The following is a 25,761-nucleotide window of genomic DNA, read 5'->3' as shown; positions in this document are numbered from 1 at the left end:
GAAAAACGGGGGCATCACGTGGTCCATTGTCTAACAGAATCACGCACCATGAATTCTGTATTTTCAAAGATTTTTTCTGCTTTTGTTTCCGGCTCGCTGATCAGCGACAACAGTTTTTGCGCGCCAAGCACGCTGATTTTCTCAACCGGACGCTTCACTGTCGAAAGCCTTGGCGTAATGTATTGCGAAAACCCAATATCATCAAATCCGATTACGGAAATATCGTCAGGAACACGCAGGCCCTTTGCGAATATCGCATTCATCGCTCCGATTGCCATATCATCATTCGAACAAAAGACAGCGGTTGGAGGATTCGGCAGCGCCAGCAGCCGTTTCATCGCTTGAAAGCCGCTTTCCATATCGTATTGCCCTTTGACACTGTATTCATGTTTGATCGGAATATGGTGATGAATCAGTGCGGCTAAGTAGCCCTCCTTTCGCTGCTGGGAGGATTTAAAGCCTTCGATCCCCTCGATGATGGCGATGTCTTGATGTCCGTTCTTAATGAAGTATTCTACAGCTTCCTGAGAGCCTTCCTTGTCATTAGACAAAATATTCGTGATGCCTCGATCATCAATATCGCGATTCAGCACGACGAGCGGGATATTTTTTTCCCGAATATGATAAATAAAAGAATTATCAATGTCACTTTGGCTCATTAAAATGATACCGTCATATCTCATCGGCGTAACGGAGTCATAGTTTTTTAGATCATCAATGCCGCGCACATACAGATTGTAATTCTCACTAATGGCTCGATTGACGCCTTTGATTGTATCAGCAAAGAAGCTGTGTGAGGTTCCGTTTGTGATGCTTGTAAAGAAAAGCCCGATTGTATGTGACTTTTGCATCGCCAAGCTCTTCGCGTTTACATTCGGCGTATAGTTGAGCTGTGCTGCGAGCTCCAGTATTTTTTTCTTCGTATGTTCTTTGATGTAAGGGCTGTTGTTGAGTGCTCTTGAAACGGTTGTGTGGGATACGTTTGCGAGTTTTGCGATATCTTTTATGGTTACCATCTAATTCCCTTCCTTATCATACCGGCTGCGATTATTTACTGTATATTGTATCATCAAACATACCGTCTCTCCCACTATATTTCCAGATTAATAAGACACCGGATTCTCAGCTTCTGTTCCTACCGGTTTTCCGATGATCGGACGGACAAAACGAATGACAGCCCGACAGATAGCATCCTGTCCAATAAACAAAGAACACTGACAAAGCATCCGATTCTTCATCTCTTTAGATGAAGATCCTGAACGATCTGTGCATGCTGCTGGTCTGTGAGTTTATAGAGAAAGCCGATAATGATCATCGCTAATGCCAAAGCAATGGCCGGATACAGAAGCAGCAGCGCTTTGATGCCGATCAGCGCCTGTGCTGACTGGACAGCATTCGGCACATAGCCGATAATCCCCAAACCGATGCCTGAGAGAAAACCCGACAATGACTGAGCAAGCTTTCTGGAGAAATTAAATAGTGAATATGTTGTAGCTTCTTTCCGTTCCCCGGATTTCCATTCGCCATAGTCAATAATATCGGAGACAAGCGCCCACGTGATGCCATTTGGGATACTGATTCCGATAAAGGCGATGCTGGCGAGAATCGTAAACATATAAACGTTTGATGGAAGCATAAAGTTGATCAGATCCGCGGCCACACTGATGCCGAAGCCGATCATTGCCGTTCGTTTCTTACCAAATATCTTGACGAGCTTTGGCAGGAATACGACGCCCAAAAAGGAAGAACCGATAATTATAAAATTCATATAAGCCATCAGTTCAACATTGCCCAGATTATATTGTGCGAAATAGATGAGCATGGCGGATTTAATGTTGTATGCGGAAATTGAAAAAATCGTCATCAGGACCAGAGTTAAGAGCGGTTTGTTTGTGATAAATGTTTTGACGACAGATGAGAGTGTTAATTTTTCTTTTGGCGCCTCCGATATGACAATGCGCTCTTTGCAGTTGCGGTAGCAAATATAAAACCAAAGTACACCGAGTGCGGCGAATAAGCCCATGACCACCGGGTAGCCGACCTTCGGATTATCAAACTTGACGAGCAGCGGCATCACGGCCACACTTGTGATAAACAAGGCTCCAAGCGATCCGATTTGGCGGAAAGTCGAAATGGAGGTCCGATCCTCAGAATTTTGAGTCATCGCTGCTCCTAATGAGCCGTACGGAATGTTCACAAACGAATAGCCGATGCCCCAAATCATATAGGATGCATATGCATAAATCAGTTTTCCAGTCGTTGATACATTGGGAGACAGAAAAATAAGAACAGTAAGCAGCGCAAGCACGATGCTGCCGATTAATAGATAAGGCCTGAATTTCCCCCGTTTGCCGATATGTTTGCGATAATCAATTGATGAGCCGACAATCGGATCGGTTATCGCCGCAAACAGCTTGCTGACTAAAAAAATGCCGCCGGCCATCGCAGCCGGGATTCCCGCTACATCAGTAAAGTACTTCAATAAATAAATCTGGCCGAGATCAAACATAAAACCGTTGCCAAAATCACCAAATCCATAGGAAATTTTTTCTTTCAACGAAAGCCTTTTCTCCGTTTCAATCGACACAACCTTATTTGCCAGTTCAGTTCGCATCTTCCACCTCTGCATCATAAAAATTTTCGGGTAGTGGTCCGCTCAGGACGACGCATGATCACGGTGCTGAGCGGACATTTGGTTACACGTTTGCTTTCTCTTCTTGAAATTGAAAGTAGTGTTTCGCATTGTCATAGCAAATTCCCTGAACAATGCTTCCCAAAAGCTTCATATCATGCGGCACTTCACCGTTTTCCACCCATTCACCGATCAAGTTGCAGACGATCCGCCTGAAATATTCGTGGCGCGTATAGGAAAGAAAGCTTCTGGAATCTGTGAGCATGCCGATAAAACGGCTGAAAAGGCCGACATTTGACAACGCTTTCATTTGATCGAGCATCCCGTCTTTTGTGTCGTTAAACCACCAGGCTGTGCCGAATTGTATTTTCCCGGGGGTGATGCCGTCCTGAAAACTGTTGATCATGCTGGCGATAACATAGTTATCGTTTGGATTAAGTGAATATAAAATCGTTTTAGGCAGCTGGTGCTTCATTTCAACTGAGTTCAGCAGCTTATACAAAGGCTTAGCGATTAATTCATCATTCATAGAATCATAGCCTGTGTCGGGTCCGAGCCTCTTCATCATTTTTGTATTCGTGTTTCTTAAAGCGTTGATATGAAACTGCATTGCCCAATCGAGCTCCGCATACAAACCGCAAAGAAACTGAAGCGTATACGTCTTAAATTTTTTCTCATCTTCATAAGAAACCTCTGTCCCTTGTAATCTGTCAGAAAAAATCCGCCCCGCTTCCTCTTTTGTCGTTTCGGCAAATACCATCGAATCTATCGCGTGATCAGACACTCTGCCGCCGGCTGAGTGGAAGAATCGCACGCGTTTTTCCAATGCCTTTAGAAATTCACCGTAGGTTGTAATCGATATGGCTGCGGCATCTTCAAGCGCCTTCACCCAATCAGGAAAGCCTTCACGATTGATCTCAAGTCCCTTATCCGGACGAAATCCCGGCAGTACGCTGACAGGAAAATCTTTGTCTTCTTTTAATAATAGATGGTATTCAAGAGAATCGACAGGGTCATCAGTTGTGCAAACGACCTTTACATTTGATTTCACGATCAAATCCCTTGCCCCGAAGCCCTCTCCTTGGAGCAGTTCATTCGTCCGTTTCCATATAGCCGGCGCGGATTGCTCATTAAAAATCTCATAAATCCCAAAAAAGCGCTGCAGTTCTAAGTGAGCCCAATTGTAGAGCGGATTGCCGATCGCCATCGGCACAGTTTTCGCCCAAGCCGTAAATTTCTCCTCATCAGACGCATCGCCGGTAATGTATGTCTCATCAATTCCATTGGCTCTCATGACGCGCCATTTGTAATGGTCTCCATACAGCCAGGCTTCCGTTATGTTTTGAAATGTCTTATTTTCATAGATTTCTTTCGGGCTTAAGTGGCAGTGGTAATCAATAATCGGCATGTCTTTCGCATAATTGTGATAGAGGCTGACAGCGGTTTCATTTTTCAGCAAAAAATTGTCGCCCATAAAGGGTTCCATGTCCTCACCGTCTTTCATTCGATTTCAAAATGTTAACGTGAACATTTTGATTTAGCTTTATTTTACCTTTATATTCCTCTGCGATCAATCTCTTTTTTGAAAATGAAATGTTAACGTTAGCAAACAAGTGAAAAAAAAGACATCGCCGGAAAACACTCCGTGAGGAACGCTTCCTGCAATGTCGATTCTTTAAGATAAGATTAGTAAGCCAGACTGAAAAGTCCTTTAATATGTGTTAAGTAGCGTACGTTACTTGCTTCTTTCATCAAGGAAGCAGGAAGACCTTTAAGCGGTGTAGAATTTTCACCAATGATGGCAACCGCGTCTTTGCGTCCAAGGCTTGCAAGTGTACCAGAGTTTACTGGATTGAATGTTTCAAGCGTTTTGCCTTCTAAGTAAGCGAATAGGTTGTAACCGATCAGCTCACCCATTTGCCATGCGATTTGTGCAGTCGGCGGGTATGGACGGCCGTCTGGAGCGAAGTAAACTGCGCTGTCTCCGGCAACGAATACATCTTCATGAGATGTAGATTGCAGGAAGTCATTTACTGTCGCGCGTCCGCGGTTCACTTCAAGACCTGATTCACCGACTAATGGGTTGCCTTGTACGCCGCCAGTCCAAACAAATGTGTTGGCAACAACTTTAGATCCGTCTTTCAGATCAATCACGTTACCTTCCACATTTGTAACAGGAAGACCTGTTAAGAACTCAACGCCGCGTTTTTCAAGGCTCGCAGTCGCGCGTTCGATCAGATCATCCGGAAGAACAGGAAGGATTTTCGGACCTGCTTCAACCAGTTTCAATTTGATTTCTTTATGGTCTACGCCGTATTTTTTCGTAAGGTTCGGCATGATGTCAGCAAGCTCACCGACAAGCTCAACACCTGTTAAGCCGCCTCCGCCGATAAGGATTGTTGCATCAGCTTCGTTTTTCGTTTGAGCGTACTCGCGCACACGATCTTCAACATGCTGGAAGACTTTGTTCGCATCGGCAGCAGATTTCAATACCATGCTGTTTTCTTCAAGACCCGGGATGCCGAAGTAAGCTGTTACAGAACCAAGACCTACAACAAGCGCATCGTAAGATAATGCAGAACCGTCAGCAAGCGCTACTTCTTTTTTATCAACAGAGAAAGAGCTTACTTCCGCAATTTTAAGGTCAATGTCTTTACCTTTGAAAAGTTTTTCTAATGGCATTGCAATCGCTTTTTCAGACACGTTGCCTGCTGCAAGACGGTGTAATTCCGTAATGATTTGGTGAGTTGGGTATTTGTTTACCACTGTCACTTTTGCTTGTTCTTTTGTGTAATGTTTGCGAACTGTTAGAGCAGAAAGAACTCCGCCATAACCAGCGCCTAGAATGACAATATGTTTTGACATCGTATATCCTCCGTCCTTTATATCAATTTGAATCTGAGATTATTTTTGGTTTTCGCGTTCGTTCATGACTTCAAGGTAGCTGTTAGCAAAACGGAACAGCTTTTGAGCTTGAGGATCTTTCAGCATGCGTAACAGGCCGAATAGACCAATCGTTTCACTGCTTGCATCAGCGCGGTCTTTCGCTTCGATTGCAGTCGCAGCCACTTCTTTCGCTGTTTCTTTTACAGGCTCAAGCATTTCAGTGATCGCACTGACAGTGTCGCTTTTTAACACTTCGTCAGTTGCTACAGACTGAGCGAAATCATAAGACTTCGTTAAAATATTCACTAACTCAGTCAGCTTTGGAAGCTGGTCAACTAAAACAGTCAGTGATTCTTGAACTTCTGGCTTTAACAGCTGATCAATAAGATCTTGCTGGCTTTGGCTGACAGACGCATTTGTTTGATCGATTGTTTCTGGCATATCCAATTCTCCTTTACTATAAGCAGTTTGCAGATTTTTTTGGAAAGGGTAGTGCCTCTCCCTGATCTCATACTTGAAAGCATAAGAATAAGGATTGTGAATTCATGCACAATCATTTACAAAAATAAATGTTTACTACCCAGTTTTTCATCTTGCCATATTCAGTATTATTTTTATCTCAAAAATAAACAATTGAATAAGTCAAAAATCCTTTACTCTCTCTGAAAATAGCAAACACAAAAAACTCCAATTCGATTACCTTCTATATGATAACACTTTTTGAACAAAATTTGAACGTGAATTGCTTCGATTATGAAATTAATTTAGATGGAGCCCGTGTCATAACGTTTCTGCGGCACTAGTTATTGACAATCCGGCAATTTTCTCCCCTTCACTTTACCCATATTTTTAAAAGAGGCGCTTTTTTTCCTGTGATCGGGTCGTTCTCCGGCAATGACACCTGCTTGATCTGTTTCATCGCTTCCTCTCTTTCACTTGGCTCTCCCGTCTTCATATCATACTGAACGCCTCCCGGATAAGCGCCAATGACGGTAAAATCGGAGCTTGCGCTTAGCTTTTTATGGCCGACTCCGGCTGGAATCACGACTGCGTCGCCCGATTTGATAGGAATGGCGGCCCCTTTTTCTCCCCCAAATTGAATCACAGCCTCTCCCCGGACTGCAATCAGGACTTCATGCGTATTGCTGTGATAGTGATGGTATGGAAAAACACTCCCTGACCAGCTGTTTGACCAGCCATGCCGATTGACCATCTGCTCTGCCCGACCGGTGTCCTTGAGTGCGTTTTGATACACAATAAGCGGAAAATCAGGGTGATTCGGAATCCTGCCGTCATCCTGAAAGAAATACGTCTGTGTCTCTGCTTCCATCAATGCCACCTCCATTTTTTGTCTTCCACACATAGCGGTTTGTAAAACATGTTTGTTTTCTCACGAATCCATTGATCTGGGCGATACCGAATAGTATAGTATAAAAAATAATGCCAGAATGAGGGATATCATGAAAGCAATCGTTATCGGAATATTGGCTTCACTCTTTTTCGCCGTTACCTTTATTTTAAACAGAGCGATGGAATTATCCGGAGGCAGCTGGCTTTGGAGCTCTTCGCTGCGCTTTATTTTTATGGTGCCGTTTTTATGTTTGATTGTCATCATAAGAGGGACATTCGCCCCTCTCTTACAAGAAATGCGGAAAAAGCCGTTTTTTTGGATCAAATGGAGCTTTGTCGGCTTCGTGCTTTTTTACGCGCCGATCACATTTGCGGCCGCATACGGTCCCGGGTGGCTTGTAGCCGGAACTTGGCAAATCACCATTGTAGCCGGTGTGCTCCTATCTCCACTTTTTTATGTCAAAAAAGATATGCCGGGAGGCCCGCAGCTCGTTCGGCAAAAGATTCCCCTTGTTTCACTTGGCACGTCCGTGATCATTCTGATCGGAGCGGCGCTCATTCAGCTTCAGCATGCAGAATCGCTTTCTGGGAAGACACTGCTTTTCAGTGTGCTGCCGGTTGTCATTGCGGCTTTTGCCTATCCGTTAGGGAACCGGAGGATGCTCGAGGAATACGGAGGCCGGCTTGATACATTTCAGCGTGTGCTGGGAATGACCTTGGCTAGCCTTCCGTTCTGGCTTATAGCAGCAGCTTACGGCTGGTGGTCAGACGGCCTTCCGACAGCGGGGCAAACCGTTCAATCCTTCATCGTGGCCGTCAGCTCAGGCGTCATTGCCACCGTTTTATTTTTCTGGGCAACTGATATGGTAAGAAACAATCCGCAAAAGCTCGCGGCCGTTGAAGCAACCCAATCCGGTGAAGTGATTTTCGCGCTGCTTGGTGAAATTGTTCTGCTGTCAGGCGTTTTCCCATCCCTATTATCATTTGCCGGTTTATTCATTATTATGGCGGGGATGGTATTGCACACCTTTGCTTCACAACCGGGAAAACTGAAAAAGAAAACACAGTCAAATCTGACCGCGTAGCATCTGCCGGAGAATGGGTGAAAACCTGTTCTCTTTTATTATTGCTACCCCAAAAGATATCTGTTTCACGTTATATTTACATATAGTATCAGCCTACTTTACTGAAAGGTGATTATTGTAATGGAAGCAAACAATCAAACACAAAACAAGCCAGCCATCTCCTTCAGATCAGTTAGAAAAAGCTATGAACAAGATGGACAAACCTCTGATGTGTTGCAAGATGTCACCGGAGACATTCAACAGGGCGTCATCGCAGCCGTTTTAGGCCCTTCCGGTTCAGGCAAAAGCACCCTCCTGTCCATGTGCAATTTAATGAGAACGCCTGATAGCGGCGAAGTAAACATATACGGAAAGGAAGTCAGGCATTGGAATGTCAATGAGCTAAGGCGAACGGCAGCCCTCGCGTTTCAATCAGCCCCCGTCCTCGACGGGACAGTGCGAGATAATCTAAGTCTGGTCCAAAGGCTGCATCAATCCCAGCTGTACTCCCCTGAAGAGCTCGCTTCTCTTACAGGGCTCCCTCCAGAGCTGTTAGACAGAAGCGCCAAGGATTTATCGGGCGGGCAGCGGCAACGGCTGTCACTAGCCAGAACGCTCACTAATCCTTCCTCTATTCTATTGCTGGACGAAATCACATCGGCCTTGGACCCGGTTTCTGCTCTTGAGATTGAAGAACTGATCAAACGTCAGCATCAAGAGAAAAAATGGACAGTCATGTGGGTGACTCATAATATGGAGCAAGCAAAACGAGTTGCCGATACCATTTGGTTTATGGCGGATGGCCGGCTTCTGGAAATCGCAGCAGCCGAAACCTTTTTCTCCGATCCGCAGCATGAAGCAGCCAAAGAATTTTTGAAGGGAGGCACCCGGTAATGGATTACCTTTCCCTCTCTTTAACGATGATCTTTGTTTTGATCGCCTTGTTTTTATCAAAATCCTTTAAAGCCGGCGTTGAAAAAGACATGATCATCGCCACGATCCGGGCCGCGGTACAGCTGCTTGTCATCGGTTATGTACTGTCGCTGATTTTCCGCGGAGACCACCCTGTGTTTATTTTGCTGATGGTGCTGTTAATGCTGGCAGTGGCGGCGCAAAATGTCATCAAACGAAAGAAAAATACAGTTGGTTCGTTTTGGAGAGTGTTCGCAGCGTTAGCGATTGTAGAAATTGTGACGCAGGGAATTTTGCTGTCTCTTCACATCATTCCGCTTACCGCTCGATATGTCATTCCGATCAGCGGGATGGTCATCGGAAATTCGATGGTGCTCGCAAGTCTGTTTTTAAACCGGCTTAGCTCAGAAATCGGCGTTCGCAAAGAAGAGATACAATTGATACTGTCTCTTGGGGGCACACCGAAGCAATCCATACAGCGTATTCTTACTTCAGCGATGAAAATGAGTATGATCCCGACGCTGGAAAGCCAGAAAACGCTGGGGCTTGTTCAGCTTCCAGGCATGATGACCGGGCAGATTTTAGCGGGCGCGGACCCGATTCAGGCGGTACGCTTTCAGCTCTTAATCGTATTTACAACGATGGCGTCAGCCGCACTGACATGTGTGATCTTAAGTGTGCTGACATACCCGTCATTATTCACAGCGCATCAGCAGCTGAAGGAAAATGGATAACCGAAAAAGATGAGCCCTTCCCGAAACGGAAGGGCTCATCTTTATTTCACGCCTAAAAAAGCAGTTGGGTTCAAATAACAAATCTCATCAGCGATTTTTTGATTGAAATCAAATCCGTTTGCTTCAGCAGCTTTTTTTACCTCTGTCACATATTCCGTATATGCCTCAGTCACTGTCCCATTCTTTAACTGACCGAAATCCGTCGATACGCATATGCGATCTGTTCCCCATGTTTTCAGCACTTCAACTAAATCCTCGTGCCGATCGTAACCGATTTTGCTCATTAAAACAGCAAATTCAACATAGACGTTTTTTGAAGAAGACAGCATGTCGATGACCTCAGCCATTGTAAAATTCGTGCACTGGTAAAACGGGTGAGTAATCATCAGCTTACATTTTTGCTTTTCTGTTTCTTCAATTAGCATATACACTTCTTCTTTTGAGGAGTGGCCTGTCGCTAATGGAATGTTAAACGCCGATGCTGTTTGAATGACTTCCTTTGTTTCTTGACGCAATTTTCCGTTTTCGCTGACCCTTTCATATTTCACTGTATGTTCAGCTAAAACCGGGTGAGATGTTGTTTGTTTTGTTTTTGGTTTGTTTGACGGTATGGTCAAAGTGGGAAACCAAATCATCATTGAAGAATGATCCGGGCCGTTTGCAGCAATCGCTGCTTCAACCACCGCACGGTTGATACCGCCGTTATACTGGTTCAATGTAATAGACCCAAAGAGCGGAAGACCCATCTCCCGGGCCGCATGCGCAAGCGGCGTTGTGGCCATCAAATGGCTTTTCATAACGGCTGCACCATTGTTCGCTTTTAATTCTTCACCCAGATTAAAAATCGTATATCTTCTATTGTACGTATCAGGCCATGCGTGGACATGAAGATCTAAAAATCGCTCAAGCTTCATTTGGCTGTCACTTCATTCTCCCAAGGGCGATGATAGTTATACATTTCACGCGCTTCTTTTAAATGTATGCCTCGAGAAACGGCTTCTTTGATTTTTTCTTCCGTTTCTTCAATGGCTCTGGAACGCTTGATGACTTCTTCGGCAACGTCTTGGGGAATGACGATCACTCCATTTTGGTCCGCGCGAACAAAATCGTTCGGCTGAATGACCGTACCGCTGATCGTGACGGGCACCTGATGGGCTGTTTTTTTCGTTCGGCCTTTTCCCGTTTTCATATAGACAGATTTACTGAACATGGCGTACTCCGTTTCTCGAATATAATCAATATCACGGCAAGCACCATCTATTACAGTGCCCGCGATTTTCTTTTGAATAGCCAATTGAGTTAAAATGTTGCCCCATACGGTACAATCCGCACGGCCGTTATTAGCAAGAATAACGACTGAATCCTCTTCAGCCGCATCAATGAAATCGGCTGCTTTGGCAACTTGCTGTTCCTCTTCGTTCGGGTCTCTGTATTCCACTGTAAACGCTGTTCCGCAAATATTTGCAGACGTGTTTCGCGGTACGATACCGCATAATCCGCCATCTATATGTAAACTGTCCAATGCGTCAGAAATCGTCGGCGTATCAAACGATTTCAATTCTTTTATGATTTGTTGATTATCCACTTATTTGGTCCTCCTAGCAGTTTTGAATGATGGCATTTGCCGTTTCTTTTGTGCTTGCGATACCGCCTAAATCGTACGTTAGCGTTTTTCCTTCTTTTAACACTTTATTGACAGCGGTTTTGATCCGCATGCTTTCTTCCATATATCCGCAATGCTCAAGCAAAAGAGAAATGGTTAAAAATTGAGCCATCGGATTCACTTTCATTTTACCGGCATGTTTTGGGGCTGAGCCGTGTACCGGTTCAAAATAAGCATTCTCGTACCCGAAGTTTGAACTCGGTGCAAGGCCTAAGCCGCCCATGATTCCCGCCCCGAGATCGGAGAGGATGTCGCCGAATTGATTTTCACTGACAATGACGCCGAAATGTCCCGGATCTTTCACCATCCACATCGCTGTCGCATCAACGTTTTGGACCTCCCAATCCACTTCTGGGTAGTCCTTCGCCACTTCTTCTAAAATGGTTAACGCAAACTGACCGGACTGTCTCATCACATTTGGCTTATCTGACCACGTCACTCGTTGGTAGTTGTATTTTTTCGCCCATTCAAAGGCAAACTTCAACAACCGCCTTAAGCCGTTTTTCGTAATCAGCCGAATTGCGGCGCCGCCATCATCTTCCCCGTCAAGCTGCCAATTATTTAGTCCGTTCTTGTTTGCCTGAATAAAATCAAACAGGTCTTTGGGAATAGGTGAAAAGTCGAGTCCCGCATAAAGTCCCTCTGTATTTTCGCGAATAACGGTCATTCTAAACTTCTTAGATTGCTGATGGTCTAAACTATAAGCCGGACGCACATTCGCGAACAAATTTAATTTTTGTCGCAGCTGAATGACAGGCGAGACATACTTCAGGTTTTGATCTTGTAATGACGGATCTAATTCTTTTAAGCCCTGGGCGTGAGGTTTGCTGGTGATTGCGCCTAATAATGTCACATCACTTTTTTCAATTAAATCCCACGTTCTTTGCGGAACTGGGTCACCTTCTTTTTTCCAAAACTCCCATCCGATATCACCGAACTTTAAATCAATATCGACACCTAATCGATCAAATACCGGTAAACTGCATTCGATAACCTCAGGACCGATTCCATCTCCTGGTAAAACCGCTGCTGTAATTTTTGCCATATGTTTTTACACCTCTGCTCCAAAATGTGAATCAATAAATTTTTCGATTACTTGTTTGACTTCGTCTGGTTTTTCACCAAACATGCGCATACCGCTGTTTTGGATAAAATGAATGTTCGCCTGCGGCATATATTTTTCGAAGTATTCGGACTCTTCTTTCCCTAATAATATCGATTCTTCTCCGAAAATGATTTGAATCGGCGACTTCATCTGATCATGATATGTTTTGCCGTTATGGTTTATAATGGCTTGCACACCGGCTTTCATTTTGGCAACGGCAATCGCCTCATCTTCTATGTCTGTTGTCTCCAATCGGAATATCGGCAGCTCGCTTTCTTTTACGACCCATGGCACCAGACCCGCTTGAAGCCCTTTGACGCCAAATTTGTCGCAAAGCATATACCATGTGGAAAAGACCGCCTTTAATTTTTTATTTGGATAAAGCATGGTGGACACCAATAAAATAGGAGTGTCTGCATATTCATTGAACGTGCTTAAATACTGAGCCATCATCCCGCCGAGAGAAAAGCCCCAAATCATATAAGGTGTGATGTTGTTCTTTTTGACATAATCATGTGCCCACCGAGCCAATTCAGGAACAGTAAATGAATCTTTTTCCTTATTTTCTTGAATCAGTTTTTCCGGAACATCTAGAATGATAAATGTATAGTCGTTCATGTACGGCGCAAGTGACACCATCCATTCTTCCCGGCTTAATGCGTCTGCGTCCATTCTTGGCAAAACCAAAATCACTCTGTCTCCGGTTCCTAGCTCTAGTTTCCAGCTGCGTTTTACATTTTCTTTGTTCATCATCATACTCACCCTACTTGACTCAGCTCGGTGCTTCGCAGCGCAAATTCCGCACGATTAACCAACGTCTGCTTTTCTAAAATGACTAATAGATCCAATAATTTAAGGCCGCTTGATTGTGCCATTCTATCGAGCGTGTCCAGTACATCTAAATTCAAATTATGCAGTCCCGACAAAATCCCTTCCTCTTTGTCATAGAAGGAATTCTCTGATGTATCATTGATGAACAGGGAGTAGGCTTGTCTTGATAACTGGATTAATTCACAAATGTCATATTTTTTGCTGAGGTCTAAGCGATTGAGTATCGCTGCAAATGTCTCGATGCACAGGTTCCCCGGTCCTTTCCCAAAACCGTATAAACTTCCGTCAATCAACTGAACACCGCATTGAATCGCATCAATCGCATTTGCCGAAGCAAGGCCTAAATTGTCATGAGGATGAAAACCGAGTTCTACAGATGAGTGTTCTTTCAGCTTGGTAAATAAAGATGAAACAGCGGGCGGCATCATGGCTCCGTTAGAATCAGCCAAGTAAATGTAATCGGCTCCCGCCTCTATAACTTTTTCTGTAAATACGATGATATCTTGGATATTCGCGTGACTTGCCCTGATTAAGTTTGCGCTGACATGAATCCCGTGTGCTTTCAATTCTTTGATAACCGGCAGGCTGGCATCCGTTTTCGCAAGAGGAATGCATAAACGGACCATACCGACTGAAGGATGCTTCATCCGTTCGAGAAATTCTTCTTGATATTGTGCCGGATGCAGCATGAGCACCAATTGTGAGCTTGACCCCGCACCTATCGCGCAAGCCATTTCTTCTATGTATTCAATCGGACAGCAGCTTTGCAGATTCATCCCTTCGTTCGAAGACACATATCCGATTTCGATAAAATCAACATTCGCTTTTGAAAGTCCGCTGACGACTTGACGGGCAGCATCTAAATTGATCTTCGCCCCTTCAACATGAACTGATTCTCTTAACGTGACATCCATTAATTTTATACTCATCTTAAAACCCCTTTTTGTTTGGATTTGATGTTATACCGCTTCTTTTTTGCTTGTCCTCACCGCAGGCATCACAGAACGCCGTCTCTGATAAATATTATTTAACACAATCGCACCGATCGTTAAGAAGGCTCCACCCGCTTCAACAGGCGACATTTTATAGCCTGTGATAATGGAAATCATAAACGACACAATCGGAACCAAGTTCATAAACAAAGAACCGTTAATCGGTGTCAGTATCTTATTGCCGATATTCCATGCAAACACACCGATAACACCTGCAAAAATACTCATGTACATCATTTCCCATTTGATCTCCATGACTTGATTGACAGCAGGTACTTCTACTTTTCCTAAGATTACGAATATTGAAATTACAACAATGGATGTGACATTTCCGTAAATACAGCTCAAAGCGGTGTAACGCAAGGATGACCATTCTGGAAAGCTGCTGCCTCCAATTGTATAAAGAACCCAAGCTAACACGCTGATTGACATTAAAATAATAGGAACTGCCTGCTTATTGCTGTTTGCAAAGAAAGCAATATCTCCTTTTGTCACAACCAGCAATACGCCGATGAAAGACACCGCAACCAAAAGCAATGTAACATTCGCCGGTCTGTTCTTTTTGTAAACCCATAAAACAAGCAGTGACACCATCGGGATCAATGCCATTAATATAGAGCCTAAAATAGCCCCGTTATCACCTGCCATCTTTTGCCCTAAAAACACAAGAAAATTATAAGCGCAGAATGCCATACTCCCATAAAACCAAATCGGAACCAGTTTCCCTTCCGTCTTAAAACTTTTAGCTCCCTCTGTAAAAAACAGAATGATAGATAGTACGACTGCCACAATCAGATAACGTATCAGTGTAAAAAAGAATGGATCAATATGTTTCAGGGCTCTTCCAGCTACAGGCCATTGCGCTCCAAAACAAATACCTGCAATCAGGCAAAAAAGCACGCCTTTCTTAAAATGGGATGTTGTCATGTTCGCCTCTCTCCTTTTATTGAAATACTCCCAATTTTCTCCTTTCCGTAAGATATTTCCTAATATACACAGGAGGGTAATATTTGTAAACTGTTATTTTCAAAAAATTTTTATTTTTATTAATTTTGAATTAACAACTTTAGACTTACGAAAAAACACATTAAAACCCTAATAAATCAAGGTTTTACGCATCATGGAAACGTGTACATCTCTCCTTATTATTTTTCAAAAAAAATGAATTCTTTTATTTTTTGGAGATTTTAAACAAAAAACAAAGAAAATATTGCAAGCAGAATGTAACCCATATAGAATGTTAAAGTGACATAAGGTATTTAGAAAATTTCGAAAGGTCGTTTTATCAAATGCAGAAATTATATTTTTCCAGCTATATCAGTGCACAAAAACCGGAAACCATTGTCAATAAGCAAAACGCCTGTCCTTTTTGTGACCGCGATAACCTTACCGGCATTTTAGAAACTGACGGGGATATGATTTGGCTCGAAAATAAATACCCCACCATCCAAGATACGTACCAAACGCTGATTGTGGAGACAGGCCAGTGCGACGAAGATATAACGACTTACAGCAATAAAAAAATGAGAAGACTGATACGGTTTAGTTTAGAAAAATTGATACATATGGAAAAAGATCCTCAATACAAAAGCGTTATATTGTATAAAAACCATGGCCCGCTTTCAGGCGGCAGTATAAAACACGCCCATATGCAGATTGTCGGATTGAAACATGCGGATTATATGGAATCGCTCTCATATGAGAATTTTCTAGGGATCAAGGTTGCAGAGAATCCGAATCAAGTTGAATTCAATCTGTCGGGCGATCCGATTATGGGTTTTACTGAAATGAACGTCATCATAAGTGACTCGCTGGAGCATACAGACCTAATGGCTGATTACATTCAAACAGCTGTTACATACTTAACCCAAGATTTCAGCTATAAATGTACAAGCTATAATTTATTTTTCTATCATACAAATCATCATATCATCTGCAAAATCGTACCGAGATTCGTCGTTTCCCCTTTCTTCGTTGGCTATAAAATCCCGCAAGTCTCGGTAGATGAGCGATTACATGAAATAAAAGAAGAATTGCAGAAAAAACTGAATACCTCGATGAAAGAAAACAATGTGCTATAGAAAACGAATGCTTCGAAGTTTGACAGTATAAAAAAGCAACTGAGCGTTTTTCATATCCTGTTGCATGCTTAAGTCTTTGCCGATATACAAAAAAAGCCGCTTCTCTTTTGGAAAGCGGCTTTTTGCACTGGTTATTCCTTTTCTTCATAATACTTAGACAGCTCGATAATCATCGCGCCCATCCGCTCAATCTCCGGAGCAAGCAGTCTCGTGATGCCTTCTTCCCGCAGTGCTTCAGCAGTCACTTTTCCGACAGCCGCAGCGATGGCGCGCTCTTCGAATACGGCCTTCAATTCATTGATATAGCCGCGCTCCTTGGCAAAGTCAAACAGGGAACGAACCTGAATTGCGGTTGTAAAACAAACGGCGTCGATCTCACCGTTCATCAGCTCCCGGCATAACTGCTCCACTGTTTCCTTCTCAGGCGGGATGTGCTGATAAGGCAGAATCGGCAGGACAGACGCGCCCTTTTCTTCAAGAAATGCCATGAGGGCCGGCGCGTTTTCTCCATGAAGCTGCACCATAACTGTTTTTCCTGAAAAGTCGTAAGGCGCCAAGGACCGGATTAAGCCCTTTGTTGTCCCATCTTCGTCAGAAGCTTCCGGTGTGATCCCAAGCTTTTTCAGCACAGACAGCGTTTTGTATCCCCGGCATGCCGCTTTCGCCTGGCGAATCGCCTGCAGAAACTCCTCTTTCATACCAATTTTCTCTGCCATATCGACAAGAGTCTCTGTGCCAATACCTGTCGTGAAAATGACCCAGTCAGCTTTTTCCTCCACAAACGCCCGCAAATCCGGCTCCACCTGCTTCTCAGCTAAATAAACCGTTCCTTGGAGAGGCCGGATGACAGAAGTTCCGCCCTGTTTTTCAATGATTGTGCTGATTTCTTCCGTTTTTCGGGAGCCCCCGATCGCCACGCGTTTTCCATGTAACCCTTTTCCCATACCCGTTTCCTCTCCTCTTTGCATCATTTTTTTATGTATACGAGCTTAATAAAGCTATTGTGGCGCAAACCAAGGGAGAAATCAAGATAAACCCAAGCCTCTAAAATCCATTTGAATACACCTGAAGCTTGCTGTAATATAAACAGCAGACACGTTTGCTAACGGAGGATCGACATGGAAACAAAAAATGAAGAATATGAAACAAAAGGCTACGATACATCGATCGTTTACGAATTCAATGAATACCCGGACGTCCGCAGCGGGCGCTGTGACAATTGTGATTACACACTGTTCAAAAGCTCTGTAAAAGGCGGAAAATTTCTAAGAGAATGCCGGAGATGCGGGTTGAAAAAAAATATCTAAACAAAAAACCGAAATCGAATTTTTGATTTCGGTTTTTGTGATTTACTGCGGAACAGCCGTTTTTTTCATAAACACTTCAATCTCTGCCGCCGCACGCTCCGCTCCGCCTGCTTCTTTTACATCCTTTTGCATGTTTTTAACGCGGCTTAACACCTCTTGATCACCGGATACGGCCTGAACTGCTTCCCGCAGCCTGGAAACAGTGACTTCCTCTTTCGGCAAATAAACGCCAAGGCCTAATTCGTCGGCACGCTTTGCGGTGAGCTCCTGCTCATACATTTGCGGAATGACGACAATCGGCACACCGGCATTCATCGCTTCCATCGTACTGTTCATCCCGCCATGAGAAATAAACAAATCGGCTTTCGCCAACACCTCAAGCTGCGGAACGCTTTGGCGAATGGTAAAGTGAGCAGGGATGTCACCAAGGCTTTCAGGATCAATCGATTTCCCGACCGACATGATCACTTGCCACGAAGAATCCCGAAATGCCTCGATGCACATCTTGTAAAATTCCGGCCATGCGTTAAACGCCGTTCCCAATGAAATCAGCATAAGCGGGCGATCACCCTTTTCAATCAACAGGCTTTCTTGTTCCGTCCGTTTTCCAAGGGAAGGGCCGACAAAACAGAAACGGTCATCGAACGTCTCATGCTGGATTTGAAAAGACTTCGGCATAAAGACAATATTTAATGCTTCCGGCACAGCTAATTGTTCAAATGAAACAACCGGCAATTGCTCTTGCTCCAAGTAGGCTTTAAATTCAGCCTCGGCCTCTTTTATCATTTTCAGCATGTCTTCGCTTCCGAGCTGAAAGGATTCATTTTGGGCATATGATGAACAAAGCTTGACAGCGGGCACATTGAGCTTGTCAGCAAACAATTTTCCAGCCAGCGCGACAAAATCATAGATGATCAAATCAGGCTGATCATCTCGATATAACTCCTCAAGCTGCGGCAGAATGCTCAGTGATTCTTTTAAGAGACTGAGCGGCGCGTCATTCTTTTCCATCATCTCCCTGATTTGCTTAGGGTCAATGTTCAACGAGGTATGATAAATCAGTGCTTCTCCGCCGGCTTTCTGAACAGCAGGCGCGAACTCCTCCGTCGTGGCATACGTGACACGATGCCCTCTCTCACAAAGCTTCTCTACTAATGCCAGCGTAGGATTGACATGCCCGTACGCCGGAATATTGATCATCGAAATATGGTGCTTTTTCATGAAACCAGTCCCCTTATTGATTAAATTTTGACACGAAAGCTCTTTAATCCGTATATCACGCTGTTTTCAATCGGCGTGATACTGACACATTCCATATGAGGAAAAGCAGAAATCAAAGACGTTAACGCGATATTCGCTTCAAGACGGGCAAGCGGTGCCCCAAGACAAAAATGGATGCCGTGTCCAAACGCGATATGCGGATTGGGATGGCGGTGAATATCAAACAGGTGCGCCCTGTCAAACTTCGTTTCATCACGATTTGCGGACGCCACAAAAGCCAGAACCATATCACCTTCTTTAATGTGGTGTCCCCCAATCTCCGTATCCCGCTTGGCAATGCGCCTCAAAACCGGTGCAGGCGCCCTGAAACGCAGGGCTTCCTCCACTGCCTGAGGTATTAGTTCAGGATGGCACCGCAGTTCCTCGTAAGCATCCGGCGTTTCCAATATGCTGTACATCGCATTTGAAATCAGGTTTGTTGTGGTTTCATTCCCGGCCACCAATAACAGCGTGCAAAACGGAATCAGCTCTTCTCCGGACAGCTTCTCGCCTGTTTCTTCCGCTTTCACTAAAATTGAAATGATATCCTGTGCCGGTTTGTTTCGCTTTTCTTCTATGATGTTGGCAAAGAACGCAGCCAGTTCTTCCTCGCACTTGTTTCGTTCTTCCAAAAAGGCTTTTTCAGCTTCTTCACTTTTATCTTTCGGCGTGCTGACCAGAAGATCGGACCATGTTTTAAAACGCTCCATATGCTCAGAAGGAACCCCGAGCAGCTCAGATATCACGATGACCGGAAGCGGATATGAAAAATCGCGCACAAGATCAAACTCGCTTCGCCCCTGACATGTTTCAATCAGTTCATCTGTGATTTCCTGAATTCTCGGTTCCCATTGTTCATCACACCGGTGTGAAGGCTTTATTCACTACAGAACGGATTTGCGTATGCCTTGGCGGGTCCATATTAATGATGGAATTCCCAATAGCGCTTGATTGCTGCGGCATATAGCTGGAAAACACCTCTTTATCTCCAATGACTTTTTTGACATCATTATAAAGAAAAACGCTCCACACCTGGTTGTTTTCTTCATCATAGGAAACAGGCGCATCCCTTCTCATCGATTCGTACCACGGAAACGGATGATAAGCATCCTGTTTGTTTTTTCCATTAAGCAGTGCTCGCTGCAAGGCTTGCCGGCGGTTTAACACATTCATGTATTGTCACTCTCCTTGAAAGAATTCAGCAATTGGCGCTCCTCTTCACCTCCCGCTTTCGAGAAAGAGAGGGACAATCAAGTATAGACAGATTGATAACAGCAGGCAGGCGATCATGAAGTCCGATGCAGGCATCATATATTCCCTCTCGAATTCCGTTCATCTTACCATAATCTCTCAATTTTTTTCTATTCTGCACTACCATTTGGGCTCACAACGTGACGTTAGGCATAGGCATGCAAATTCAATATGCATTCAATTGCACACGATCCGATGCGAAAACACCCCTATTTCCAACCAATAGCACTAACTTAAAAAGATGACTTTTCCATTATATAAAGCAAGCTGACTTTATGATTAAATAGAAGGTAAAAGGTGAAGGAGAGAACAACATGGCAGCACAGACTGATTTCCAAAAACAATTTGTCGGCATCCTGCTTTCACTTGTATTTGTATTGTTTGTGTTCTCTTTTTCTGAGAGACATGAAAAACCGCTTGTTGAGGAAAAAAATCAAGAAAACTGGCATGCTGTCGTCGACAAAGCTTCTGTCGAGATTTACGGCAATCGATTAGTTGAAGAAAACAAATTAAAGCAAAAACTCGGCCATAAACAAGCCGATTCTATTTTGACCCTTCTGAAACTCGCCAACGAAAAACATATTGCGCTATAAAAAAGAAAGAGCCTTCCGGGCTCTTTCTTTTTTAGTCAAATAGCGTGTTTTTTTCTGGATGGCGCATAAAGTCAAACAGCATGCAAAGCTGTGAGGGTGTGTTTCGTTTTGGAGAAAGCGGCGGGAGCCTGTCCTCCGGAAAAAAAGCGGCATGGTTCGTCTCAATTCCCGTTTCCCCCTGCCCGCCCGTTATGCTGCATGCAATGAAAATTTTATAGTAATGATACGGCTGAGGCGGATGGGGATGCTTTTGGCTGTCCAACACGGCCAGCAATCGGGACGGTTCTGTATCGTACCCCGACTCTTCTTTGATTTCCTTGACCACGTTTTCAGCCGGTGATAAGCCAATCTCGCAAAACCCGCCCGGCAGTGACCACAGCTCATCATGCTTCTCCCGAACAAGCAAAATCTGATGATCTCGGAATACTGCGCCACGAACATCCGCTTTCGGTGTCGGATAGCCTTTCTCGCCCTTCCATAAATCAGTGATCACCTCAATTTCCGTTTGCGTGTAATCCGCCATCATCTCTGCGCTTAGCTTCATCAGCTCTTCGTACCTTTCCCTGTCATACACATCCTTTGAAAAAGCGAGTCCCGCCTGCGCGATCGCCCGAATCCGCAGCGCCCGTTCCAGCCATTTGGTTTGCACTTTTATCACTCATCCTTTCACGTTATTTATCACTATAAAAAAAGCACGTTTCCCACTGATGAGAACGTGCAACTGTAAATCAATTTCTAATCTAACTTCACCAAATAATCAATATTGTCCTTCACTCTCTCTTCAATATTATTGGTTGTGATATCAGCTAAATACGGATTATATACCAGTGTGCAATGTTTTTGTTCTCCTTTAGGGATGACATAACTGAGTACACCTGTAACCTTTTTCCCTGATACTAGTGTTCCTCCCATAAGGGACCTGCTCTTCTCTTCTATAGAAACAACCTGCCGGACTGATTGATCATTCTTGTCTTTTAAATCAAACCCGATAAAATTATAGCTTATTGAGTCTTCTCCTATGTTTTCCATCGTAACTTCTATAATGAGCCGTTCCTCACCATCTTTTATTGTTTTTGTCTCCGCATTTTCAGCTCCGCCAATATCCATGTATTCACCTTTTTGCACTCTATCAACTTTATTCACTGTAAAATTCGTATGTCCTGCTTTAAACGTTTCTCCTATTTTATGTATTTGATCATCTTGTTTAATCTTCGGCTCACCGTGTTTTTTCAATTCCTTATCAATTTCCTTTTTAAGCTCTTCTTCCGATTTTTTCTCTTTCGGTTTTTCTTTTACTGACGCATCGCTCGATTGGCTGCACGCGGAAAGCGCAAGCCCGATCGTCAGGGCAAATAATAGTATTAAGACTTTTTTCACGACTGTTCCCCCATCTAAAGTAATCGATTTCTATTATAATCAGATTTTACCTTTTCCTTACAGGTAATAAAGTAACAATTTTATTTATTTTATCTATTACCAACTGACTCTTTTCTAGTGTTTGAACATTTTTCACTAGTTCATTAGTCCTTTTCATCAAAAAAACCCGAGCTGGCAGCAGCCGGCTCGGGCAGGTAGTCAATCTCGCTTATTCATATCCCTTTTCTCTCTCGGTTCCTGTTGTTGTTTTTGGTGCTCCGGAGGCTGCGTCGTGCGTTCCATCTCCTTTGTATCTTGTCCCATTCCCTTTAAAAACGAGAAAAGCAGTGTAATTGATTTGTTGATTTCCGGGTCTTTGAGCGAACGAATGATATCGAAATAACCTGTTTTCTCTTCGCTGTCCTTCTGTTCCACCGCGTTTGCCACCCCCGCATTCACTTTCAAAATGAGGGGCTCCAGCTGTTTCACATCCAGCATGCCGAGCGTTCCAAACAGAAGAAGCAGATTTTTCAGCGTATTGGCCGTTTCCTCTGTATCTGCTTTTTTGACTAGGATATCAAGGACTTTATCCCCTTGGCCAAAAAGGCCGCGGAGCAATGGCAGGACGCCGCGCTCGTTCATGTGGCCGAGCATTTGCAGCGTTTCTAGAATGACTGCCTTATTTTCAACTAATGCATCTTCAATTTCTTTCATATCACGCTTACGCTGATCCTCTTCGGTTACTTGGATTTTCTGGATTTGTTTAATTGCTTTAGCCATTACGCCCAATCCCCCTTTTCACTGCGTCACCAGGGAAAATATAATCCTTCCGCGCCCATTTCTTTTGCACTTGCACACCGATTTGCGGCTGCGGGTTGCCGTTGCGGTGATTGATTTTAGGGAGCGGGTTGGTTCCGTCCCGTTTCAAAATTTCCATTTTGGCTGACGTTTCTTTGTATGCCGGCGTATCGGTATCCTTATCGGCATGGCTGCCTGTTAACAGGTTGATCGCTGCTTCCCCTGAATCGTTCATTGGCAAATATACTTCCTTCCCTTTGACACGATCAGTGATCAGGCATTTCACTTTGACATTTCCGAAAGGCGAGGTGAGTCTGACAAGTGTTCCGTCCTGAATTCCCCGTTCTGCCGCTAGCTCAGGAGAAATTTCTAAGAATACTTCCGGTGTTTTCTCCGAAATCCCTTTTGATTTGTAGGTTAAGTTTCCTTCGTGGAAATGTTCTAAGAGCCGCCCATTGTTGACGTGGATATCATATTCCTCACCGAACTCATCAGGCTCCGTCCACTGAACAGGATAAAGAATGGCTTTGCCGTCCGGAAAAGGAAAGCGCTCTGTAAAGAGTAAAGGCGAATCCTTTCCATCGGCGCTTACAGGCCATTGAAGAGAATTGTAGCCTCGAAGACGTTCATAGGTAACACCGGCATAAATCGGCGACAGCATGGCTGCTTCCTCCATAATGTCACTAGGGTGTTCATAGCGCCAGCCAGCGCCAAGCTTATTGGCTACTTCCATAATAATTTGCCAATCAGGCTTTGATTCGCCCAACGGTTCAAACACCTGATACAATCGCTGAATACGACGTTCTGTGTTTGTGAAAGTACCCTCTTTTTCAAGGCTTGGGCTCGCAGGAAGAACAACATCGGCATACTCTGCTGTTCGTGAAAAGAAAATGTCCTGCACCACAAAGAAATCAAGCTTTTCATATGCGGCGTGCACATGATTGATGTTGGAATCAACCAGCCCCATTTCTTCCCCTTTTACATACATCGCTTTCAGCTGGCCGGAATGGATTTTTTCAATCATTTCGTGATTGGTCATGCCCGGCTCCTTCGGCATCGGCATCCCCCATGCCCGCTCGTATTTTTGGCGGACTTGTTCATCCGTTACATTTTCATAGCCAGGCAGTTTGTTAGGCATGCTTCCGAAGTCACTTGCCCCCTGCACGTTGTTATGACCGCGCAACGGATAAGAGCCTGTCCCCGGTTTTCCGTAGTTTCCTGTCACAAGCAGCAGATTCGAGATCGCCGTGCTCGTGTCGCTTCCGCCAATATGCTGTGTCACGCCCATCGCCCACAATGCGCACACACTGTCAGCCTGACCGATCATCTCCGCCATTTCGATGAGAGTTTCTCGATCTATTCCGGTTTTCTCCTCGGCATATTCGAGTGTGTATGGAGCCAGGCTTTTTACGTATTCATCCCGTCCGTTCACTTTTTCTTGTAAAAAGCGTTCATCAGCCTTGCCGTTTTCAATCAAATATTTGGCGATGGCATTCAGCCAGACGATATCTGAACCCGCACGCGGCTGGACAAATAAATCAGAGCGCTCTGCCATTTCGTGTTTTCTGATATCCGCTACGATCACTTTCTGTCCTCTCAGCTTATGAGCCCGTTTAATGCGAGTGGACAAGACTGGATGGGACTCAGACGTATTCGAACCGATAATCAACACAAGGTCTGCTTGCGCGATATCTGTAATTGACCCTGAATCACCGCCATAGCCGACTGTTCGGAACAGGCCGGCAGTCGCAGGAGATTGACAATAGCGCGAGCAGTTGTCCACGTTATTTGTGCCGATGATCCCTCTTGCCAGTTTTTGCATGAGGTAGGATTCCTCGTTTGTACATTTAGAAGATGTAATAAAGGCAAGTGAATCAGAGCCAAACTCGTCTTTCAAATCGGTGAACTTGTTGGCGATCAGCGTTAACGCTTCCTCCCATTCCGCTTCCCGGAAATGGTCTCCTTCGCGGATCAGCGGCTTTGTCAGGCGCTCCTCGCTGTTTACGAAATCCCAGCCGAACTTTCCTTTTACACAAGTAGAAATGCCGTTGGCTGGCGCTTCCTCCTGCGGCTCCACTTTCAGAATGTCTCTTCCCTTTGTCCAGACATCAAAGCTGCAGCCCACGCCGCAGTATGTGCAGACGGTTTTCGTTTTCTTGATCCGTTCATCACGCATGGCGGATTCCATATCAGAAATGGCGAGAATCGAGCCGTACCCTGTTTCTACGCCTTTTGTGATCTCGATCATCGGACGGAGCGTTTCGTGATCAATGCCTGTTAAATATCCGGCTTCCCCTTCCATTCCTTTTTCCATCATCGCGTTACACGGACAGACCGTTGAACAGTGGCCGCATGACACACAAGACGACTCATTGATCGGCACATCGTTATCCCAAATGACGCGCGGGCGTTTCCGCTCCCAGTCAATGGTCAGGGTTTCAGTCACCTGAACGTCTTGGCAAGCTTCAACACAACGGCCGCACAAAATACATTGGTCTGGATCGTACCGGTAAAACGGATGAGATTCATCCTTATGATAAGGCTTATGGTCAAACGGGATGCTTTGGTGATTGACTTTCATTTCTTTCACCGTATTATGTATTTCACACCCCCCGTTGTTGTAATCGCAAACTGTACAATAAAGCTCATGATTATATAAAATCTTGTCCATCCCGATGACCTGCGCTTTTTTGACATCAGGCGAAAGCGTATCAATGACATCCCCATCCTTTACTTCAGCGGAGCACGATCTCTTTAGCTCACCATTGATGCTGACGATGCACGTATCACATGTTTCAATCGGCCCTAAGCTGGGATGATAGCAAACTTGCGGCACTTCAATCGAACTGTTGTTCAAAAGCTGCAGCAGCGTTTGATCTTCGGAGGCTTCCATTTCAACGCCGTTTATTGTGATTTTTTTCTGTTGAGCCATCTCCATTCCCCTTT

At 44.4% G+C, this 25,761-nt stretch carries 24 protein-coding genes and 2 pseudogenes; 6 read left to right on the top strand and 20 right to left on the bottom strand.

The genetic code is table 11. From position 1 onward, the window contains the following. Positions 1-14: 14 nt before the first annotated feature. The 7 genes and pseudogenes from ABZM97_RS06815 to ABZM97_RS06785 all read right to left on the bottom strand — a co-directional run bounded on the left by ABZM97_RS06815 (position 15) and on the right by ABZM97_RS06785 (position 6,848). Positions 15-1,016 (bottom strand): LacI family DNA-binding transcriptional regulator, encoded by a 1,002-nt coding sequence (locus tag ABZM97_RS06815; protein WP_202328541.1) that lies wholly within the window; start codon positions 1,014-1,016, stop codon positions 15-17. A gap of 87 nt (positions 1,017-1,103) precedes the next feature. Next, positions 1,104-1,178, bottom strand: a pseudogene (locus ABZM97_RS06810) (hypothetical protein); the annotation flags it as partial. A 56-nt stretch (positions 1,179-1,234) separates the two neighbouring features. Next, the gene (locus ABZM97_RS06805) at positions 1,235-2,614 is read right to left on the bottom strand and encodes an MFS transporter (RefSeq protein WP_087990865.1); all 1,380 of its coding nucleotides are present in this window, start codon (positions 2,612-2,614) and stop codon (positions 1,235-1,237) included. An 82-nt stretch (positions 2,615-2,696) separates the two neighbouring features. Then, positions 2,697-4,118, bottom strand: coding sequence for a glucuronate isomerase (gene uxaC / locus ABZM97_RS06800; RefSeq protein ID WP_367387326.1), 1,422 nt, complete (start codon positions 4,116-4,118; stop codon positions 2,697-2,699). 200 nt (positions 4,119-4,318) lie between these two features. Further along, positions 4,319-5,497, bottom strand: a complete 1,179-nt coding sequence (locus ABZM97_RS06795) for an NAD(P)/FAD-dependent oxidoreductase (protein WP_087990863.1) — start codon at positions 5,495-5,497, stop codon at positions 4,319-4,321. 39 nt (positions 5,498-5,536) lie between these two features. After that, on the bottom strand, positions 5,537-5,959 hold the full coding sequence (locus ABZM97_RS06790; protein WP_087990862.1) for a DUF1641 domain-containing protein: 423 nt from the start codon (positions 5,957-5,959) through the stop codon (positions 5,537-5,539). 391 nt (positions 5,960-6,350) lie between these two features. Next, positions 6,351-6,848 (bottom strand): cupin domain-containing protein, encoded by a 498-nt coding sequence (locus ABZM97_RS06785; RefSeq protein ID WP_087990861.1) that lies wholly within the window; start codon positions 6,846-6,848, stop codon positions 6,351-6,353. Positions 6,849-6,978: 130 nt separating this feature from the next. Between ABZM97_RS06785 and ABZM97_RS06780 the strand changes: the two genes are divergently transcribed. From ABZM97_RS06780 to fetB, 3 genes are all read left to right on the top strand, one after another. Then, a complete protein-coding gene (locus tag ABZM97_RS06780; protein WP_087990860.1) occupies positions 6,979-7,953 on the top strand; it encodes a multidrug resistance efflux transporter family protein in 975 nt (324 codons plus the stop codon). 120 nt (positions 7,954-8,073) lie between these two features. Continuing rightward, on the top strand, positions 8,074-8,826 hold the full coding sequence (locus tag ABZM97_RS06775) for a phosphate ABC transporter ATP-binding protein (protein WP_087990859.1): 753 nt from the start codon (positions 8,074-8,076) through the stop codon (positions 8,824-8,826). After that, on the top strand, positions 8,826-9,578 hold the full coding sequence (gene fetB / locus ABZM97_RS06770; protein WP_087990858.1) for an iron export ABC transporter permease subunit FetB: 753 nt from the start codon (positions 8,826-8,828) through the stop codon (positions 9,576-9,578). The genes ABZM97_RS06775 and fetB overlap by 1 nt, the downstream gene beginning before the upstream one ends. A gap of 41 nt (positions 9,579-9,619) precedes the next feature. On the opposite strand, the gene ABZM97_RS06765 is transcribed toward fetB, so the two are convergent. The 6 genes from ABZM97_RS06765 to ABZM97_RS06740 are packed head-to-tail and all read right to left on the bottom strand — an operon-like array spanning position 9,620 to position 15,096. Beyond that, positions 9,620-10,492 (bottom strand): DUF6282 family protein, encoded by an 873-nt coding sequence (locus tag ABZM97_RS06765; protein ID WP_087990857.1) that lies wholly within the window; start codon positions 10,490-10,492, stop codon positions 9,620-9,622. After that, complete coding sequence (locus ABZM97_RS06760) at positions 10,489-11,163, bottom strand: RraA family protein (RefSeq protein WP_087990856.1); 675 nt, start codon at positions 11,161-11,163, stop codon at positions 10,489-10,491. Before ABZM97_RS06760 ends, ABZM97_RS06765 begins: the two co-directional genes overlap by 4 nt. Before the next feature lie 13 nt (positions 11,164-11,176). After that, positions 11,177-12,286 (bottom strand): isocitrate/isopropylmalate dehydrogenase family protein, encoded by a 1,110-nt coding sequence (locus ABZM97_RS06755; protein ID WP_087990855.1) that lies wholly within the window; start codon positions 12,284-12,286, stop codon positions 11,177-11,179. A 6-nt stretch (positions 12,287-12,292) separates the two neighbouring features. Next, the gene (locus ABZM97_RS06750) at positions 12,293-13,102 is read right to left on the bottom strand and encodes an alpha/beta fold hydrolase (RefSeq protein WP_087990854.1); all 810 of its coding nucleotides are present in this window, start codon (positions 13,100-13,102) and stop codon (positions 12,293-12,295) included. 2 nt (positions 13,103-13,104) lie between these two features. Then, a complete protein-coding gene (locus ABZM97_RS06745) occupies positions 13,105-14,106 on the bottom strand; it encodes a hypothetical protein (RefSeq protein WP_087990853.1) in 1,002 nt (333 codons plus the stop codon). Between the two features lie 30 nt (positions 14,107-14,136). Continuing rightward, a complete protein-coding gene (locus ABZM97_RS06740) occupies positions 14,137-15,096 on the bottom strand; it encodes a DMT family transporter (protein WP_087990852.1) in 960 nt (319 codons plus the stop codon). Between the two features lie 362 nt (positions 15,097-15,458). Between ABZM97_RS06740 and ABZM97_RS06735 the strand changes: the two genes are divergently transcribed. Then, positions 15,459-16,250: a DUF4931 domain-containing protein gene (locus ABZM97_RS06735; protein ID WP_087990851.1), complete on the top strand. Its 792-nt coding sequence runs from the start codon at positions 15,459-15,461 to the stop codon at positions 16,248-16,250. A 131-nt stretch (positions 16,251-16,381) separates the two neighbouring features. Here ABZM97_RS06735 and ABZM97_RS06730 read toward each other — a convergent pair whose 3' ends face one another. Further along, a complete protein-coding gene (locus tag ABZM97_RS06730; RefSeq protein WP_253269017.1) occupies positions 16,382-17,194 on the bottom strand; it encodes a uroporphyrinogen-III synthase in 813 nt (270 codons plus the stop codon). A gap of 174 nt (positions 17,195-17,368) precedes the next feature. On the opposite strand from ABZM97_RS06730, the gene ABZM97_RS06725 reads away from it, so the two are divergent. Beyond that, positions 17,369-17,557, top strand: coding sequence for a hypothetical protein (locus ABZM97_RS06725; protein ID WP_087990849.1), 189 nt, complete (start codon positions 17,369-17,371; stop codon positions 17,555-17,557). 42 nt (positions 17,558-17,599) lie between these two features. On the opposite strand, the gene ABZM97_RS06720 is transcribed toward ABZM97_RS06725, so the two are convergent. Further along, positions 17,600-18,778, bottom strand: coding sequence for a glycosyltransferase (locus ABZM97_RS06720; RefSeq protein WP_087990848.1), 1,179 nt, complete (start codon positions 18,776-18,778; stop codon positions 17,600-17,602). Positions 18,779-18,798: 20 nt separating this feature from the next. After that, positions 18,799-19,990 (bottom strand): annotated as a pseudogene (locus tag ABZM97_RS06715) (cytochrome P450). Positions 19,991-20,382: 392 nt separating this feature from the next. Between ABZM97_RS06715 and ABZM97_RS06710 the strand changes: the two are divergent. Continuing rightward, positions 20,383-20,661 (top strand): hypothetical protein, encoded by a 279-nt coding sequence (locus tag ABZM97_RS06710; RefSeq protein ID WP_087990847.1) that lies wholly within the window; start codon positions 20,383-20,385, stop codon positions 20,659-20,661. 31 nt (positions 20,662-20,692) lie between these two features. Here the strand turns inward: ABZM97_RS06710 and ABZM97_RS06705 are convergent, their stop codons facing one another. From ABZM97_RS06705 to fdhF, 4 genes are all read right to left on the bottom strand, one after another. Further along, complete coding sequence (locus tag ABZM97_RS06705) at positions 20,693-21,319, bottom strand: NUDIX hydrolase (protein WP_087990846.1); 627 nt, start codon at positions 21,317-21,319, stop codon at positions 20,693-20,695. 77 nt (positions 21,320-21,396) lie between these two features. Then, positions 21,397-22,038, bottom strand: coding sequence for a DUF4352 domain-containing protein (locus tag ABZM97_RS06700; protein WP_087990845.1), 642 nt, complete (start codon positions 22,036-22,038; stop codon positions 21,397-21,399). 198 nt (positions 22,039-22,236) lie between these two features. Further along, on the bottom strand, positions 22,237-22,797 hold the full coding sequence (locus ABZM97_RS06695; RefSeq protein WP_087990844.1) for a DUF1641 domain-containing protein: 561 nt from the start codon (positions 22,795-22,797) through the stop codon (positions 22,237-22,239). Further along, positions 22,790-25,747, bottom strand: coding sequence for a formate dehydrogenase subunit alpha (fdhF, locus tag ABZM97_RS06690; protein WP_087990843.1), 2,958 nt, complete (start codon positions 25,745-25,747; stop codon positions 22,790-22,792). The genes ABZM97_RS06695 and fdhF overlap by 8 nt, the downstream gene beginning before the upstream one ends. Between the last annotated feature and the right edge of the window lie 14 nt (positions 25,748-25,761).

Source organism: Bacillus vallismortis, from assembly GCF_040784915.1.
In the GTDB taxonomy this organism is placed as follows: Bacteria; Bacillota; Bacilli; order Bacillales; family Bacillaceae; genus Bacillus; species Bacillus subtilis_G.
Note: the sequence above shows the minus strand (reverse complement) of the source record. Positions and strands in the feature narration are given on the sequence as shown.

Excerpts from the sequence above, each read along its gene's own strand:
- ABZM97_RS06815 (WP_202328541.1), bottom strand. The coding sequence starts at position 1,016 with ATGGTAACCATAAAAGATATCGCAAAACTCGCAAACGTATCCCACACA.
- ABZM97_RS06805 (WP_087990865.1), bottom strand. The coding sequence starts at position 2,614 with ATGCGAACTGAACTGGCAAATAAGGTTGTGTCGATTGAAACGGAGAAA.
- uxaC (WP_367387326.1), bottom strand. The coding sequence starts at position 4,118 with ATGGAACCCTTTATGGGCGACAATTTTTTGCTGAAAAATGAAACCGCT.
- ABZM97_RS06795 (WP_087990863.1), bottom strand. The coding sequence starts at position 5,497 with ATGTCAAAACATATTGTCATTCTAGGCGCTGGTTATGGCGGAGTTCTT.
- ABZM97_RS06790 (WP_087990862.1), bottom strand. The coding sequence starts at position 5,959 with ATGCCAGAAACAATCGATCAAACAAATGCGTCTGTCAGCCAAAGCCAG.
- ABZM97_RS06785 (WP_087990861.1), bottom strand. The coding sequence starts at position 6,848 with ATGGAAGCAGAGACACAGACGTATTTCTTTCAGGATGACGGCAGGATT.
- ABZM97_RS06780 (WP_087990860.1), top strand. The coding sequence starts at position 6,979 with ATGAAAGCAATCGTTATCGGAATATTGGCTTCACTCTTTTTCGCCGTT.
- ABZM97_RS06775 (WP_087990859.1), top strand. The coding sequence starts at position 8,074 with ATGGAAGCAAACAATCAAACACAAAACAAGCCAGCCATCTCCTTCAGA.
- fetB (WP_087990858.1), top strand. The coding sequence starts at position 8,826 with ATGGATTACCTTTCCCTCTCTTTAACGATGATCTTTGTTTTGATCGCC.
- ABZM97_RS06765 (WP_087990857.1), bottom strand. The coding sequence starts at position 10,492 with ATGAAGCTTGAGCGATTTTTAGATCTTCATGTCCACGCATGGCCTGAT.
- ABZM97_RS06755 (WP_087990855.1), bottom strand. The coding sequence starts at position 12,286 with ATGGCAAAAATTACAGCAGCGGTTTTACCAGGAGATGGAATCGGTCCT.
- ABZM97_RS06750 (WP_087990854.1), bottom strand. The coding sequence starts at position 13,102 with ATGATGATGAACAAAGAAAATGTAAAACGCAGCTGGAAACTAGAGCTA.
- ABZM97_RS06745 (WP_087990853.1), bottom strand. The coding sequence starts at position 14,106 with ATGAGTATAAAATTAATGGATGTCACGTTAAGAGAATCAGTTCATGTT.
- ABZM97_RS06740 (WP_087990852.1), bottom strand. The coding sequence starts at position 15,096 with ATGACAACATCCCATTTTAAGAAAGGCGTGCTTTTTTGCCTGATTGCA.
- ABZM97_RS06735 (WP_087990851.1), top strand. The coding sequence starts at position 15,459 with ATGCAGAAATTATATTTTTCCAGCTATATCAGTGCACAAAAACCGGAA.
- ABZM97_RS06730 (WP_253269017.1), bottom strand. The coding sequence starts at position 17,194 with ATGGGAAAAGGGTTACATGGAAAACGCGTGGCGATCGGGGGCTCCCGA.
- ABZM97_RS06725 (WP_087990849.1), top strand. The coding sequence starts at position 17,369 with ATGGAAACAAAAAATGAAGAATATGAAACAAAAGGCTACGATACATCG.
- ABZM97_RS06720 (WP_087990848.1), bottom strand. The coding sequence starts at position 18,778 with ATGAAAAAGCACCATATTTCGATGATCAATATTCCGGCGTACGGGCAT.
- ABZM97_RS06710 (WP_087990847.1), top strand. The coding sequence starts at position 20,383 with ATGGCAGCACAGACTGATTTCCAAAAACAATTTGTCGGCATCCTGCTT.
- ABZM97_RS06695 (WP_087990844.1), bottom strand. The coding sequence starts at position 22,797 with ATGGCTAAAGCAATTAAACAAATCCAGAAAATCCAAGTAACCGAAGAG.
- fdhF (WP_087990843.1), bottom strand. The coding sequence starts at position 25,747 with ATGGCTCAACAGAAAAAAATCACAATAAACGGCGTTGAAATGGAAGCC.